The following is a 14,439-nucleotide window of genomic DNA, read 5'->3' as shown; positions in this document are numbered from 1 at the left end:
ATCGGCAATGTTGCAAGAGGAGCGCCGAGAAGGCAGCTGCCGATCTCCCCCCTTGAGGGGGAGATGTCCGGCAGGACAGAGGGGGGTGTGAAGACGCGAAGACCTGCCCAAGGCGCAGCTACCTGATCATGCATCCAGCGCCTTCCATCATCGTCTTCACCACACTATCCGGCCTCGGCTACGGGCTGGCGGCCGTTCTCGGGCTTGGCCTGCTTGATCCGGCAGCGCTGTCCACCAGGATTGCCCATGTTCTAGCGCTCGCGTTGATCGCGGCCGGCCTGTCGTCCTCGACGCTTCACCTCGGCAATCCGCAACGGGCATGGCGGGCGTTCTCACAGTGGCGGTCGAGTTGGCTTTCGCGCGAGGGCGTGCTGGCGGTGGTGACCTTCCTGCCGCTCGTCGTATCGGCATGGGGCTCGGTGATCGAGGGACGCTATTTGCTGATCCCGGCCTTGTCGGGCACGCTGCTTTCCGTCGTCGTGGTCTATTGCACGGCCATGATCTACGCGTCGCTGAAATCGGTCGATGCGTGGCACACCCCGCTCACGCCGGCATGCTACCTGCTGTTCTCTGCGGCGGGCGGCCTTCTGCTCGCCGGGCTCTTCTCCCTGTCGATGGGAATTCTTGTGGCATCGCTGGTCTTCGTTGCAGCCGCCTGGATCGTGAAGCGGATGTGGTGGCATCGCCTCGCGGCTCTCCAGCCTCTTTCGACGCCTGAGAGCGCGACCGGGCTCGGGTATATCGGGCGTGTGCGCCTGTTCGAGCGCCCTCACGTCAACGACAACTATCTGACAAATGAAATGGGCTTTCGCGTCGCGCGAAAGCACGCCGCGAAGCTCCAGCGGTTCGCGGTGGTGGTGGGCGGGCTTGCCCCGGGGCTGCTCGTCCTGGCGGCGGTCGCAGTTGGCGGCGTTTTCCTGCCGACATTGCTTTGCGCCGTAGCGGTGCTGCTCTTCCTTGTCGGTATCCTCGCGGAGCGCTGGCTGTTCTTTGCGACGGCCCGCCATGCGGTCATGAACTACTATGGCGGCTAAGCCGGTCTAGCGCTCGGCTAGCGCCGGCCCTTCCGCTTCGGCCCCGCGATATTCCAGCGCTTGTGGAACCACATCCATTGGCCCGGGGCTTCCCGTACCCAGCCTTCGACGACGTCGTTCAGCATCTGCGTGGTGCGGTTCACGTCGACCTGTCCCGAGGCTTCGCGCGGCAGGTCCAGCTTTTCGTGCAAGGTCAGTCGGAAGCGGTTGCCGGGCAGACGGACGCAGTGTGCCGGATAGACGTCGCATTCGAATTGGCGGGCAAGCTTTGGAACCAGCGGGCTGGTCTCGCAGGGCCGGCCGAAGAAGGTCGTGGGTACGCCATGGGAGAATTTCTGGTCGACCAGCATGCCGACATTGCCGTCATTCTCCAGGATGCGTGCCAGTGCGAGTGCTGCACCGGCCCGCGAGGCCAGGAGATCGCCCATGGCCGACTGACGCGTGTTGAACACATACTCCGCGATGAACGGGTTGTTGGGGGCGCGGAACATCGCCGTGACCTTCAGGCCGAAGGTCGCCGCGGCAACGGGAAGAAGCTCGAAATTGCCGATATGGCCGGTGAAGATGATGTGCGGCTTCTTCTCCGCTGCGATGCGCTCGAAGATCTCGATGCCGGAAACTTCGATCCGGCCCGGCGGCTCCTTGAAGGGCACGAAGTCGAAGAGCTGCTCGATGAAGATATATTCAGCCGCCAACCGCGCCATGTTGCCCCACATGTCGGAGGCGATCTGCTGGATCTCGGTTTCGCTCTTCTCGGGATAGGCGAGCCGCAGATTGTTGAGCGCCACACGATGGCGTCCGAACCAGGGGCCGACTTTGCGGGCGAAGCGGTCAGCGAAATTGAGCGCCTTGTCCGGGGGCAACCGGCGCAGAATGCCGAGCCCCAGCCGGGCGAATTGAGCGACCATCCAGTGGTTCAGCGTCCTCAGTCGCTGGAGAACGCGGATGGTCAGCGGCCTCATCGGCCGCCCCGTGGATTATCGCTGCCGATCATATCAGGAAACGCGCAGGATGATCTTGCCGAAGACATCGCGGCCTTCCATGCGCTTCAGCGCCGCGTCGATGGAACCGAACTCCACTTCCGTGTCGATGACCGGCCGCACGAGGCCGGAGGCCATCTTCTGCATGGCGTCCGCCATGTTTTCCATGCGGCAGCCGAAGGATCCCAAGATTTTCAACTGCTGCTGGAAGAGCTGCATCAGGTTCATCGACGTGGACACGCCGGAGGTCGAGCCGCAGGTGACGAGGCGGCCGCCACGCTTCATCGACAGCATCGAGCCGGCCCAGGTATCGGCGCCGACATGCTCGAAGACGACGTCCACCCCCTTCTTCTTCGTGATCTTGCGCACCACGCCTTCGAACCGATCCTCGCGATAGTTGATCACGTGGTCGGCGCCCAGTGCCTCGGCCTTGGCGATCTTGTCGTTCGAGCCGACCGTGGTGATGACTGTGCAGCCCATGCGCTTGGCAAGCTGGATCGCGGCCGTGCCGATGCCGGAGCCGCCGGCATGGACGAGGATCGTCTCGCCGGGTTCCAGCCGGGCATTGTCGAACAGCATATGCTCGACCGTGCCGAAGGTGACAGGCGCGACGGCCGCGCCGATCGCGTCCACGCCAGGAGGGGCAGGCACCAGCAAGCGCGCGGGAAGATTGATCTTTTCCTGCGCGAAGCCGTCTAGATGGAAACCGTGGACGCCGGAAACGTGCTCGCACAGATTGTCGCGGCCTTCCCGGCAGGGCCTGCACAGCCCGCAGGTGCGCGCGCCATAGATCGAAACGAGCTGTCCCGGCACCAGGCCCGTCACGCCGGGGCCGATCTCGTCGACCTCGCCGGAAGCTTCAGCGCCAATGACAAGCGGCAACTTGCGCTTGGCGAAGGCCATGCCGCGCCAGCCCCAGACATCGATATGATTGAGGGCGACCGCCTTGAGGCGCAGCGTGACCTCGCCGACGGCCGGCGGCGGCGGCGGCGCAATGTCCACGGCTTCCAGCCTGCGGTCCTCGATCAACTGCAGTGCGCGCATCGGCGTCGGTTCCTTTCGGTTTCGGACGGGCGAATTAGACGGGTTCGCGTGCCATGACAAGGCAGGCGTTCTGGCCACCGAAGCCGAAAGAGTTCGAAATGACAGTGCGAACATCCGCCGCCCGCTTCTTGTTCGGCACGACGTCGAGTTCGATCGCGGGGTCCGGATTGTCGTAATTGATGGTTGGCGGGATGACGCCTTCGCGCATGGTCAGCAGCGAGAAGGCGGCTTCGATGGCGCCGGCCGCGGAAAGCGTGTGGCCGATCATCGATTTGTTGGATGAGATGGGGATCGTGCGCATCCGCTCGCCGAAGACGGTGGCCAGCGACAGATGCTCCATCTTGTCGTTCTCGGGCGTCGACGTGCCATGCGCATTCACGTAATCGATCTCGTCCTCGGCGAACCCGGCGTCGGCCAGCGCTGCTCGAACCGCGGCAATCGCTGGCGAACCATCGGGCTTGGAGCGGGTGCGATGGAAATCATCCGCGCGTTCGCCGCACCCGCTGAGGACGCCGAGCACTTCGGCGCCGCGCGCCAGAGCGCTGTCCAGTGATTCCAGCACCAGGGCAGCAGAGCCTTCCGCAAGGACAAAACCGTCACGATCCTTCGAGAAGGGTTTCGACGCCTTTTCCGGCACGTCGTTCTGCGTCGACAGGGCCGACAGCAGGGAGAACCGGATAAGCGCCTCCGCAGTCGCCGAACCGTCGGCGCCGACGGCAAGCGCGCGGTCGCATTCCCCACGACGGATCGCTTCGACACCCAACTGGATCGCTGTGGCGCCCGAGGCACATGCCGTGGACAAGGTGATTGGAAGTCCGCTCGCGCCGAATCGCTCGGCCAGCCTGTCGGCGATGGTGCCGAATTGCGTGGCGCCGAAGACCTCGGCGGAGTTCAGCTTGCGTGCCACTTCGAGCAGGCGGCCATAGCCCTCGATACCCTTGCCCGCGTGGTAAAGCTTGAAGCGATCCTTCCAGTCGAGCTCGACGGGAGGAGAGGCGAGGAAAAGCGGTCCATTGAAGTCGGAGGAGCCGAAGCCCGACTCCGCGAGCGCTTCTTCGGCGGAAAGGGCCGCGAGTTCATAGGTGAGGGCGCTGGCCCCCTGACTGCTGGCTGGCAGGAAATCGACCGTTCCGGCGATCCGGGTGTTGAGATGGTCGATCGGAAAGCGGGTGATCGCGTGGATGCCGGACCGTCCCGACGTCAGGGCGTCCCAATTGTCCTTCTTGCCGACGCCAAGCGAGGTAACGACGCCGATGCCTGTCACGGCGACGACCTTGCGTCCCATATGATCCGTCATGCTGGCCATGAAGCGCCTCGTCTCTCAGCTCGGCGCGGAAACCAGCGCCATGCCTTCGAAATGGAAATAGCCGATTGCCGTTGCAAGTACGGCATCCAGCGCGCCGGTGAATGGCTTTTCGCCAGTGGCGTCGAACACCGGGTAGGCGGAATGGCGATCGATGGCAAGGGCGGCCAGCGCTACCGCGAAGGGGAACTGCGCTTCCTTGAGGTGGCCCGTCAGGGTGGCGAAGCCTCGCGGAACGATGTTCGGCCGCCTTTCAAACGCGGACTTTTCCGCGGCCGTGGGGGCATGCGCCCCGGATGCGCCGGATATGGCAAGCAGCGGAGTGTCGGGGAGCTCCACCTGTTCCAGCATTGCGGCGATGGCGTCTGCAAGGTCGGCCGAGGGCCGCTTCACCCTTTCCGAAACTACCCGCCCGAGCTTCGCGTAGATCTTGCGTCCGCGCTTCTCGGCATGCTCGCGCGATTCCAGCACCAGGAAGGCGGCGCCCGACCCGGTGACGATGCCGCCGCCTTCGGAGCCTGCCCGCTGCCAAAGTGGTTTCCAAGGGCCGCGATGAAGATAGGCGCCGAGCTCGTAACCGAGCAGCATGTCGGAATGTTCTGTTTGAAAAGCGCCGCCGACCAGAGCATGGCTCGACTGGCCGGCACGGATACGCGCGGCCGCGGTTTCGACCGCTGCCACACCGGCCCCTTCCTCGCCCATGAAGGTCCGGGATGAGCCGGTGACCTTGTGGACGATCGAAATGTTGCCGGCGAGCAGATTGGAGAGCTGGGCCAGAAACAGTGTGGGGCGCAGCTCCGTCGTCAGCTTCTCGTTGAGCAGGACTTCCCTGTCGCCGCTCGTCTCGGAGGCCTCGAGAATCGCCTGGTCGACGAGCTCGTCGCGCTCTCCGCCGCCGGCCGCCACGATCATGTCCATGGTCGAGCAGAGCGCTTCGTCGCCCTTGACGCCGGCATCGTCCAGGGCGAGGCCGGCCGCATAGGTTCCGAGCCGCTGCCATGTCTCCATCTGGCGCTGGTCGCCGCGCTTGGCGATCTGCAGGCTCCAGTCGATCGCGGGGAGAGGGTGGACCGTATAGGGTGCGTAGCGTTCAGCCTCGATAATCGGCGCCGCCGTCCCGGAGGACAGCTTTTCCCAATGGGCGTCGAGCCCCTCGCCAAGCGAGGAGACAAGGCCGATACCGGTGATGACGACGTCGCGAGCGCTCATGCTTCGGGAAATCAGCCGGCCTTTGCCGCCACGAGCTCGTCGATCTTGGCGCAGAGGTTCTTCATGAGGAAATATTCTTCCGTCGGGACCTTGCCGTCATTGACGCTCTGCGTCCACTTCTCGAGCGGGACCTTGATGCCGAACTCCTTGTCGATGGCAAAGACGATATCGAGAAAGTCGAGGCTGTCGATGCCCAGGTCGTCGATTGTGTGGCTTTCCGGCGTGATCGTTTCGATGTCGATCTCGCTCGTGTCGGAAATGATCTTGGCTACGCGTTCGAATGTGGATGGCACGGGGTGTCCCTCTGAAACCGGGGGAATCTTCATGATTTGCCCGGCTCTCTAATCGGTTTTTCCGGGCAGGAAAAGGGCGAATGTTGTTGCCGCTGGGACGCTGGCGCTTTCCCGCGGAGGTTTCGGCCTGTGTAGAATCGTTCCGTTTCTGCCCAGTCTCAATTGAAATTCTCAATTGAAGATGATGCGAGCTAGCACACGCAGAGCCTCTCCGTCGAGACCGACGATCACCGCCTCTCCTTCGCGCGCGCCCGCTCCGGTAAGCGCCTTGATGTTCTCCAAGTGCGTTACCAGGATCAGATTGCCGTCTCCGGTAAAGTTTTCGACTTCGGACCGCACGGCGGCATTCTGAGCTTCGGCCTTGGCCTGATCTTTCGAGATCAGGTCCAGCGGCTCGAACGGTTCGACCTTGTTGTCCTCGAAGGCGATGGTGGCCGTATCCAGCGCGCGACAATAGCGACTCGACAAGACGCGATCGATCGGCGCGGCGCGTGCCGCCAGGAGCGCGCCGATCTTGCGCGCCTGCTGCTTGCCGCGCTCCGACAGCTTCTGTTGCGTCGCGCACTTGTCTATGTCGAAGCCAGCGGGATCGCCGCTGCCGGTCACCATGGCGTGGCGCAGGAGAACCACGTGACCACCTTCGCGCAAAAGCGCCCAGCCGGCTTCGGTCGCGTGGACGGTCGTCGCCGAAACGAGCAGGATGAGCGCGGCCGCCAGTCGAAGCATGCGATTCCTCCGGTTGTCGGGATATAGGGACGGGAAAGCATCGGGAAAAACAAGCCAACACAACGGCCGGTGCGGCCGGTCGTGATCGGGCATGGTAGGATTGTCACGCAACACGTTCGGCGGGTAAGGCAATAATGGGCACAAAAGCCAAGCGAAGCTCCCGACGCGATGATCCGTCGCACATCATCCGGAGGAGCATGCATCTGCTCGCGGTGCCTTCGCTCCCCGAAATCCGTCTTTACACTGCCCATCCGGCGAGCGGCCTTCGCCGCTTCACCTGGAACGGAAGTGCCCCCTACTGGGCTTATCCCTGGGCGGGTGGCGTGGCCCTTGCCCGCCATGTTCTCGATCGGCCGGAGATCGTGCGGGGGCGGCGTGTCCTCGATCTCGGATCCGGCTCCGGCATCGTGGGCATTGCTGCCTGCAAGTCCGATGCGGCCGAGGTGCTGGCTGCGGAGATAGATCCCAATGCCGTCGCAGCGCTTCGCCTCAACGCCGAGGCGAATGGTGTCGTGATCATGACGATCGACCAAGACCTGACGAACGGGCCGGCACTGGATATCGACCTCGTCCTGGTCGGAGATCTGTTTTATACGAAAGATCTCGCCGACCGGGTACTCGGCTTCCTCGATCGCTGCCTGGCCGCCGGAAGCATGGTGCTGGTCGGAGATCCCGGCCGAGAGTTCCTGCCGCTCGAACGCCTTGACAAGATCGCCGAATATGCTGTGCCCGATGTCGGCGAGGCGAGGGGGACGGCAACGAAACCAAGCGCGGTATTCTCCCTGCGGCCGGTCATCCGGAAGTAAGCGGTTCGGTTCCCAGTCTCTATGCCAGGAGGCCGGAAAGCTTGTGCCGAAGATTGCGGTTCCTCCTTCGCTCGCTTATCAGCCCGTTGATGTCTGCCCTCACGGAAACCGTCCTTTTCGTCTTCAGTCTTGTCGCGCTCGGCTATCTTGCCGGCTGGACCGGCTATCTCCGGGCCGAAACGGGAGATTCGCTGTCGGAGTTCGCGGTCGGCGTCGCCGTGCCGCTGCTGCTCTTTCGGACGATGATCACGGCCGACTTCCATGGCGCGGCCCCGTGGGCGCTCTGGACCGCCTACTTCGCGGCCGTGGCCGTTGCATGGACGGCCGGTCACCTGACGATGACCCGCATCTTCGGACGCGATGGAGCGGCCGGGGTCGTCGGCGGCGTGGCAACTGCCTTCTCCAACACCGTGCTTCTCGGCATTCCCTTCATGCTCGGCATCTTCGGCCAGCCGGGCGTCGAGATCCTGTCGCTCATCGTCTCGGTTCATCTGCCGACAATGATGGCGGCCTCGATCATCCTGTTCGGGATCTTCGGGCGCGACGGCAACGAGCAGCTTCGTCCGCTGGTGCTGGTCGGCCAATTCCTGCGGAAACTCTTCGCCAATCCGTTGATCGGGGGCATTCTGCTTGGCCTGGCCTGGCGGTTCACCGGCATTCCCTTGCCTGGCCTCGGGGCACGTTTGGTCGACGCGCTGGCCAGCATAGCGGGACCGCTTGCGCTCTTCGCCATGGGGCTGGGACTGGTGAAATTCGGCGTCTCCGGAAACGTCATGGCGGCGTTGGTCCTGTCGGGCCTGAAGCTGTTCCTCATGCCCGCGGTTGCTCTTCTCATGGCGTGGCTGCTCGAACTGCCGCCCCTCACGGCGAAAGTGGCGGTCGCCACCGCTGCTCTGCCTTCCGGCATCAACTCCTATCTGATTGCGATCCAGTTCGGAACCGGCCAGGCCTTGGCTTCAAACCAGATGACGATTGCCACTGCCTCGGCGGTCGTAACGACGGCCTTTTGGCTCTGGCTGGCGCAAATGGTGTTTGGCTAGCCGCGATCGCTGCTTGTCCCAATGCATTGCGATTGATCCAGGTTTATCCTGTAAGGTAAGAACACTCCATGGCTTCGGCCCCGGCGAAAGCGGCGCGGACCTGGAACAATGCGTTCGTCCAAGCGCTTTTGAGAATGGAACAGCAAACCGGCACCGAGCAGGTGCCGGAGGGAGACGGACAAATGCTCCAGAAAACCAGCCCGTATATGCGGCAGGCGAACCTGATAGACGGCCAATGGGTCCAGGCCGATTCGGGCGCCACCATCGACGTCATCAACCCCGCCACGGGTCTCAAGCTCGGCATTGTGCCGAAATCCGGCAGGGCCGAGACCCGCCGCGCCATCGAGGCGGCGGACGCCGCCTTCCAGACCTGGAAGAAAACCTCGGTGCTCGAGCGCCACAAGCTGCTGCGCAAGCTGCACGATGCCATCATGGACAATCAGCAGACGCTTGCCGAATTGCTGACGATGGAGCAGGGCAAGTCGCTCACCGAGGCGAAAGGCGAGATCGCGATCTCCGCCGCCTACGTGCTGTGGTTCGCCGAAGAAGGGCGCCGAGCGTATGGCGATGTCGTGCCGTCGCCCTGGGCCGATCGGCGCATTCTCGTCACCAAGGAGCCCACGGGCGTGGTTGCGGCAATCACGCCCTGGAATTTCCCATCCTCGATGCTGTCGCGCAAGATCGGCCCGGCGCTCGCCGCCGGCTGCACAGTCGTCGTGAAACCCGCTTCGCAGACCCCGTATTCGGGTCTCGCCTGGGGTGCGCTTGCCGAAGAGGCAGGCTTCCCCAAGGGTGTCGTCAACGTCGTCACCGGCGCAGCCGGCGAGATCGGCGACGAGCTTTGCACCAATCCTCTGGTGAAGAAGATCACCTTCACCGGTTCGACCGAGGTGGGCAAGGTGCTGATCCAGAAATCCGCCTCGACGGTCAAGAAGGTCTCCATGGAACTGGGCGGCAATGCGCCGTTCCTCGTCTTCGACGATGCCGACATCGATCGCGCCGTCGAGGGCGCCATGGTGGCGAAATACCGCAATTCCGGCCAGACATGCGTCTGCACCAACCGCTTCTTCGTCCAGGCGGGTATCTATGACGAGTTCGTCGCCAAGCTCGCCGAAGCCTCGCAAAAGTTGAAGATCGGCTCCGGCCTGGACGACGGCACGCAGCAGGGACCGCTGATCGACGAGAAGGCGGTCGAGAAAGTCGAGGAACTGGTGGAGGACGCCAGGGCGAAGGGCGGCAAAGTCGTTACGGGCGGCAAGCGCCACGCGCTCGGCGGCTCCTTCTACGAGCCGACCGTCATCGCCGACGCCACAACGACGATGCGCTTCATGAAGGAAGAGATCTTCGGTCCCGTTGCGCCGGTGTTCAAGTTCACCACGGAGGAGGAGGCCGTCAAGCTTGCCAACGACACGGAATACGGCCTGGCCTGCTATTTCTATACCGCTGATCTCGGACGCGCGTTCCGGGTGATGGAGGGCCTGAAGTACGGGATGGTCGGCGTCAACGAGGGGCTGATCACCACGGTCGAAGCGCCGTTCGGCGGAGTCAAGGAATCCGGCCTGGGCCGCGAAGGTGGACACCAGGGTATCGAAGACTATCTCGACACCAAATACGTCTGCATCGGCGGTCTCGGGGCCTAAGGGCTCCCGGGAGATGGAGGGCGAGCGTTTCGGCATCACGGCGGACGGCGATGCCGTCCAGCTTTTCCGCATAGAGGGCGGCGGCCTCAAGGCCGCCGCCATGAACTGGGGCGCGGTGCTTCAGGATCTTCGGCTTTCCGGGCATGAGGAGCCGCTCGTCCTGGGCTTCGAACGCTTCGACGATTACCCGGCGCATTCGCCCTATATGGGAGCGATTGCCGGGCGCTATGCCAACCGCATCAAGGGCGGCCGCTTCATTATCGGCGGCAGGCGACACCAGGCCGACAGGAACTTCCTCGGCAAGCATACGTTGCATGGCGGCGCCCATGGTTTCGCAAAGCAGCTCTGGCAAGTGGCCCTGCATGGGCCCGATTTCGTCACGTTCACGCTTCACTCGCCGGATGGCGACATGGGTTTTCCCGGCGCGCTCGAAGCAACCTGCACCTACAGGCTCAAGATCCCCGGCACGCTGTCGATCGAGCTGACCGCTGCCACCGAGGAGCCGACGCTCTGCAATCTCGCGCACCATTCCTATTTCAATCTGGACGACGGCGGATCGAACAATGTGCTCGATCATCGCCTCATGCTGCCGGCGGGAGCTTATCTCCCCGTCGACGACGAACTGATCCCGACCGGCGTGGTCGAGCCGGTCGACGGCACCGTTTTCGATTTTCGCCATGCCCGGCCGATCCGTATGGAAGTCAACGGCGAGCAAGTCGCGTACGACCATAATTTCTGCCTGGCCGCGAGCCGCAGCACCACGCTGCGCCAGGCGGCCTGGGCGCAAGGCGCGTTGTGGGGCGTCGAGATGGAGGTCTGGACCACCGAGCCCGGCCTGCAATTCTATGCCGGCCACAAGCTGGCGCCGAAGGGGCGCGGCCTGGGAGGTCGCCATTATACCGGCTATGCCGGCTTTGCGCTCGAGCCGCAGGTCTGGCCGGATTCGCCCAACCGCCCATATTTTCCGCAGGCCGCGCTATGCCCCGGCACGGACTACCGGCAGATCACCGAGTATCGGTTCAGGCTGGGGTAGACCCATCTGATACCACCGGGGGCGCTGGTCTTTGACAGTGACGGGCCCGCTCGAACGGAAATATGCGCGCGCTCGAGCCTTCACGGGGAGAGTGTCGGCATGCAAGGGGGCTTGCAAAGGGTCAATCCCTATTGCCGCCCTGTCACAATTCAAACGCTTCCTGCAGTACTTCGAAAGGCGCCAGCGCGCCGGGTACCTGCACCACGGCGGCGGCGACCGCGTGGCCGCAGCGGGCGGCTTCCGTGGGGTCACGGCCGGCAAGGCGGCCGGCGAGATAGCCGCCGTTGAAGGAGTCGCCGGCGCCGGTCGTGTCGATGGCTATCACCTTCATTGCGGGCACCATCTCCGTGATGGCGCCCGCGGTGACCAATGCGGGCTCGTCGCCGTTCTTCACCACGATCTCCTTCACTCCAACCTGTTTGAGGCGGTTGGCGGTGGTTTCCGGTGTCTCGTCGCCGAATAGCGCCTGCTCATCGGGAAAGGTCGGCAACGCGATGTCGGCGACCGCGAAAGCCTCGGTGATCGCTTGCCGCGCCGTCTCCGCGTCCGGCCACAGCCGCGCACGGTAGTTCGGATCGAAGGCGATGAGGGCGCCTGCCCGGCGCGCGCCAGCGACCGCGGCGATCATGGTCTGGCGCGCCGCCTTTTCCAGAATTGCCAAAGTGATCCCGGAAAAATATATAAGTGACCGATCCTCAAGGCTTTTTTCCAGGCGCGCAGGGTCGTCCGCCAGACGGCGGGCGGCAGAGTCGGAGCGCCAATAGGTGAAGGAGCGTTCGGCCCCGGTCAGGCTTATCGCGTAGAGGCCGGGACGCGCTCCTGGAATGATCGGGCTTGCGGCGGTCCCGATGCCGTTCTCTCCGAGGAATGCCATCTGGTCGCGAGAAAACGGGTCGTCGCCGAAGGCCGTCACGTAGTCAGCCGCGCGATCAGGGGGCGTGAGGGCACGCAAAGCCCAGAGCGTGTTGAAGGTGTCGCCGGCAAAGCCCATGCGCCACTGGTCTTCCCGGCGGCCGGACAGCTCCAGCATGCACTCGCCGATCGACGCCACGCCGCTTCCTGCCATGGGAATTCCCTCCACCGGTTTTGCGTTTCGCTCTACAACGGCGGACATCCCTTGGCCAAGCCCGAAAGGACTTGACGTTGGGTCCGTTCTGCGGGACCCGAGCTGTTCGGGCAAATCGGAAAGGAGCGGGAATTGCGGCGGATCGTAATCGTAATTGCTGCAGTCGTGATGGTGGTGGCCGCCGGTCTTGCGGTCACCCATGCATTGATGAGTCCACCAGACGATCTCGATCTTTCACGTTCGAAGACGACCGCCGGGGGACGCTACCACGTCGAGATTGCTCCCGAAATCGAGCCGCTCGCCCTGGCGGTCATGCATGCTTGGGTGCTCACGCTTACGACGCCGGACGGAGAGCCAATAGAAGACGCCGAGATCGCGATCGGCGGCGGTATGCCTCAGCACGGCCATGGCCTTCCGACGGCCCCAAAGGCGACGGCGTATCTGGGGGGCGGGCGCTACAGGATCGAAGGCGTGCGTTTCAACATGCCGGGCAATTGGACGCTGGAGTTTGCCATTTCGGCATCGCCGGGAAACGACGCGGTGGTATTCAACGTGGCCCTGTGACGATCATGGGCAGATATTCGACCATCTGCTTCCTGCTTGCTTTTACGCTTCTGGGCGCAGCCTGTCGGCCTGCCGAGTTGAGCGAGGCGGAAAAAACCGCGATAGCCTCTCTTTCCCTGTCCGCTCTGCCCCCGCTGCCTGCCGATCCGAGCAACCGTTTCGCGGATGAGCGATCGGCCGCGGCCTTCGGCGCGACCTTGTTCTTCGAAGAGAGGATGAGCCGCGACGGCACCGTTGCCTGCGCTACCTGCCATATGATCGATCGCCAGTTCCAGGACGACCGGCCTCGGTCGGTGGGGTTGGCCATGACCGACCGGAGGTCGATGCCGCTCGCCGATGCCGCCCGTTCCCCCTTCCTGTTCTGGGATGGCCGGCGCGACAGCCTGTGGGCACAGGCTCTCGTGCCGATGGAGGATCCGCGCGAACATGGCGGCAACCGCACGGCCTATGCGCATTTCATCCGCAACACTTTTGCGGAGCGCTACGAGCGCATCTTCGGACCTTTGCCCGACCTTTCGGCACTTCCCGCCAATGCCGGCCCTTTGGGAGACGCGAGGGAAAAAGCGGCTTGGGCGGGAATGACCGACGCGCAGCGCAGCGAGGTCGATCGGATATTCTCGAACCTCGGAAAGGCGATCGCCGCTTTCGAGCGGAGCATAGTTCACGAGCCGACACGTTTCGACCGTTTCGCCGAAGCGATCAAGGCGGGTCGCGAGCCTGAGGGAGATGCCGTCCTGACGGAGCAGGAAATCTACGGCCTCAGGCTGTTCATTGGCCGCGGCAATTGTATCACGTGCCATAATGGGCCTCGCTTCACCGACGATCATTTCCACAATACCGGCGTGCCGCCCGCTCCCGGCCTGCCCGAGGACACGGGGCGTGAAGCGGGCGCAGAGCAGGTGCTTGCCGACCCGTTCAATTGCCTCGGCCCCTACAGCGATGCGCGGCCGGAGGACTGCACTGAACTGAAGTTCATGGTGGGGAAGGGGCCTGAACTGCGGCGCGCCTTCAAGACGCCGTCCCTGCGAGGGGCTGCTTCCCGCCCGCCTTACATGCATTCTGGCCAGTTCGCGACGCTGGATGAGGTGCTCGACCACTACGCACGGGCCCCCGCCAGTCCGAACGGACGCTCCGAACTGGCGCCGCTCAGGATCTCCGACCGCGAGCGCGCGGCCTTGATCGCCTTTCTCGGGACCCTTTCGGAATAGCTACCGATCCTTGACCGTCTCCATGGCCACGAAGGTCGATGTCTGAGCGACGTGAGGCAGCGACGAGATCCGCTCGCCCAGCACCTTGCGGTAGGCGGCGATGTCGCGCGTGCGGATTTTCAAGAGATAGTCGAAGCTCGCCGCCATCATGTGGCATTGCTCGATTTCCCGGACCCCCTGGACCGCGCGATTGAAAGCATCCAGCGCCGCCGAGCGGGTGTCCGACAGCTTCACCTGCACGAAAGCCACATGACCTTCTCCCATGCGCTCGCGGTCGATAAGGGCGGAGTAGCCTCGAATGAAGCCTTCGCTTTCCAGCCGCTTTACCCTGGCCTGGACCGGCGTCTTGGAAAGGCCGACCTTTTGCGCGAGTTCGGCCATGGATAGTCGCCCGTCGCTCGCCAGCGCGGCCAGGATGTTGCGATCGATGCGGTCCAATTGGTCTGAATTCATGGCCGATGTAGTCCGATTCACGGAAGTATACCCAAAATCA

The 14,439-nt window shown here is 63.7% G+C and carries 15 protein-coding genes; 7 read left to right on the top strand and 8 right to left on the bottom strand.

What is annotated here, in order from left to right; all coding sequences use genetic code 11:
- Positions 1-128 precede the first annotated feature (128 nt).
- Positions 129-1,034 (top strand): dimethyl sulfoxide reductase anchor subunit family protein, encoded by a 906-nt coding sequence (locus ACCO56_RS26190; RefSeq protein ID WP_433643845.1) that lies wholly within the window; start codon positions 129-131, stop codon positions 1,032-1,034.
- A gap of 17 nt (positions 1,035-1,051) precedes the next feature.
- On the opposite strand, the gene ACCO56_RS26185 is transcribed toward ACCO56_RS26190, so the two are convergent.
- From ACCO56_RS26185 to ACCO56_RS26160, 6 genes are all read right to left on the bottom strand, one after another.
- Positions 1,052-1,996, bottom strand: coding sequence for a lipid A biosynthesis lauroyl acyltransferase (locus tag ACCO56_RS26185; RefSeq protein ID WP_433643844.1), 945 nt, complete (start codon positions 1,994-1,996; stop codon positions 1,052-1,054).
- 33 nt (positions 1,997-2,029) lie between these two features.
- Positions 2,030-3,058 carry a zinc-binding dehydrogenase gene (locus tag ACCO56_RS26180; protein ID WP_433643843.1) on the bottom strand — a complete coding sequence of 343 codons (1,029 nt, stop codon included), beginning with the start codon at positions 3,056-3,058 and terminating at the stop codon, positions 2,030-2,032.
- Between the two features lie 34 nt (positions 3,059-3,092).
- The gene (locus ACCO56_RS26175) at positions 3,093-4,364 is read right to left on the bottom strand and encodes a beta-ketoacyl-ACP synthase (protein WP_433643842.1); all 1,272 of its coding nucleotides are present in this window, start codon (positions 4,362-4,364) and stop codon (positions 3,093-3,095) included.
- A 15-nt stretch (positions 4,365-4,379) separates the two neighbouring features.
- Entirely contained in the window at positions 4,380-5,570 is a 1,191-nt protein-coding gene (locus ACCO56_RS26170) for a beta-ketoacyl-ACP synthase (protein WP_433643840.1), read from the bottom strand.
- Positions 5,571-5,581: 11 nt separating this feature from the next.
- The gene (locus ACCO56_RS26165) at positions 5,582-5,863 is read right to left on the bottom strand and encodes an acyl carrier protein (RefSeq protein WP_433643839.1); all 282 of its coding nucleotides are present in this window, start codon (positions 5,861-5,863) and stop codon (positions 5,582-5,584) included.
- A gap of 171 nt (positions 5,864-6,034) precedes the next feature.
- On the bottom strand, positions 6,035-6,589 hold the full coding sequence (locus tag ACCO56_RS26160) for a histidine phosphatase family protein (RefSeq protein ID WP_433643838.1): 555 nt from the start codon (positions 6,587-6,589) through the stop codon (positions 6,035-6,037).
- Positions 6,590-6,786: 197 nt separating this feature from the next.
- Between ACCO56_RS26160 and ACCO56_RS26155 the strand changes: the two genes are divergently transcribed.
- The 4 genes from ACCO56_RS26155 (at position 6,787) to ACCO56_RS26140 (ending at position 11,108) form a co-directional block, all read left to right on the top strand.
- On the top strand, positions 6,787-7,395 hold the full coding sequence (locus tag ACCO56_RS26155) for a class I SAM-dependent methyltransferase (protein ID WP_433643837.1): 609 nt from the start codon (positions 6,787-6,789) through the stop codon (positions 7,393-7,395).
- Positions 7,396-7,484: 89 nt separating this feature from the next.
- On the top strand, positions 7,485-8,435 hold the full coding sequence (locus ACCO56_RS26150) for an AEC family transporter (RefSeq protein WP_433643836.1): 951 nt from the start codon (positions 7,485-7,487) through the stop codon (positions 8,433-8,435).
- 182 nt (positions 8,436-8,617) lie between these two features.
- Positions 8,618-10,075 carry an NAD-dependent succinate-semialdehyde dehydrogenase gene (locus ACCO56_RS26145; RefSeq protein ID WP_433643835.1) on the top strand — a complete coding sequence of 486 codons (1,458 nt, stop codon included), beginning with the start codon at positions 8,618-8,620 and terminating at the stop codon, positions 10,073-10,075.
- A gap of 13 nt (positions 10,076-10,088) precedes the next feature.
- Positions 10,089-11,108 (top strand): aldose epimerase family protein, encoded by a 1,020-nt coding sequence (locus ACCO56_RS26140; RefSeq protein WP_433643834.1) that lies wholly within the window; start codon positions 10,089-10,091, stop codon positions 11,106-11,108.
- A 142-nt stretch (positions 11,109-11,250) separates the two neighbouring features.
- Here the strand turns inward: ACCO56_RS26140 and ACCO56_RS26135 are convergent, their stop codons facing one another.
- Positions 11,251-12,174 (bottom strand): sugar kinase, encoded by a 924-nt coding sequence (locus ACCO56_RS26135; RefSeq protein ID WP_433643833.1) that lies wholly within the window; start codon positions 12,172-12,174, stop codon positions 11,251-11,253.
- A 132-nt stretch (positions 12,175-12,306) separates the two neighbouring features.
- Between ACCO56_RS26135 and ACCO56_RS26130 the strand changes: the two genes are divergently transcribed.
- Both ACCO56_RS26130 and ACCO56_RS26125 read left to right on the top strand, forming a co-directional pair.
- Entirely contained in the window at positions 12,307-12,738 is a 432-nt protein-coding gene (locus ACCO56_RS26130) for a FixH family protein (protein ID WP_433643832.1), read from the top strand.
- Between the two features lie 5 nt (positions 12,739-12,743).
- A complete protein-coding gene (locus ACCO56_RS26125) occupies positions 12,744-13,946 on the top strand; it encodes a cytochrome-c peroxidase (RefSeq protein WP_433643831.1) in 1,203 nt (400 codons plus the stop codon).
- Here ACCO56_RS26125 and ACCO56_RS26120 read toward each other — a convergent pair whose 3' ends face one another.
- Complete coding sequence (locus ACCO56_RS26120; protein ID WP_433643830.1) at positions 13,947-14,399, bottom strand: Lrp/AsnC ligand binding domain-containing protein; 453 nt, start codon at positions 14,397-14,399, stop codon at positions 13,947-13,949.
- Between the last annotated feature and the right edge of the window lie 40 nt (positions 14,400-14,439).

It is taken from the genome of Mesorhizobium sp. 1B3 (assembly GCF_050958605.1).
Lineage (GTDB): Bacteria > Pseudomonadota > Alphaproteobacteria > Rhizobiales > Rhizobiaceae.
This window is presented reverse-complemented; position numbering and strand designations above follow the sequence as displayed.

Coding starts and splice junctions, on each gene's coding strand:
- ACCO56_RS26160 (WP_433643838.1), bottom strand. CDS start 6,589: ATGCTTCGACTGGCGGCCGCGCTCATCCTGCTCGTTTCGGCGACGACC.
- ACCO56_RS26155 (WP_433643837.1), top strand. CDS start 6,787: ATGCATCTGCTCGCGGTGCCTTCGCTCCCCGAAATCCGTCTTTACACT.
- ACCO56_RS26190 (WP_433643845.1), top strand. CDS start 129: ATGCATCCAGCGCCTTCCATCATCGTCTTCACCACACTATCCGGCCTC.
- ACCO56_RS26185 (WP_433643844.1), bottom strand. CDS start 1,996: ATGAGGCCGCTGACCATCCGCGTTCTCCAGCGACTGAGGACGCTGAAC.
- ACCO56_RS26170 (WP_433643840.1), bottom strand. CDS start 5,570: ATGAGCGCTCGCGACGTCGTCATCACCGGTATCGGCCTTGTCTCCTCG.
- ACCO56_RS26125 (WP_433643831.1), top strand. CDS start 12,744: ATGGGCAGATATTCGACCATCTGCTTCCTGCTTGCTTTTACGCTTCTG.
- ACCO56_RS26145 (WP_433643835.1), top strand. CDS start 8,618: ATGCTCCAGAAAACCAGCCCGTATATGCGGCAGGCGAACCTGATAGAC.
- ACCO56_RS26175 (WP_433643842.1), bottom strand. CDS start 4,364: ATGGCCAGCATGACGGATCATATGGGACGCAAGGTCGTCGCCGTGACA.
- ACCO56_RS26140 (WP_433643834.1), top strand. CDS start 10,089: ATGGAGGGCGAGCGTTTCGGCATCACGGCGGACGGCGATGCCGTCCAG.
- ACCO56_RS26180 (WP_433643843.1), bottom strand. CDS start 3,058: ATGCGCGCACTGCAGTTGATCGAGGACCGCAGGCTGGAAGCCGTGGAC.
- ACCO56_RS26150 (WP_433643836.1), top strand. CDS start 7,485: ATGTCTGCCCTCACGGAAACCGTCCTTTTCGTCTTCAGTCTTGTCGCG.
- ACCO56_RS26135 (WP_433643833.1), bottom strand. CDS start 12,174: ATGGCAGGAAGCGGCGTGGCGTCGATCGGCGAGTGCATGCTGGAGCTG.
- ACCO56_RS26120 (WP_433643830.1), bottom strand. CDS start 14,399: ATGAATTCAGACCAATTGGACCGCATCGATCGCAACATCCTGGCCGCG.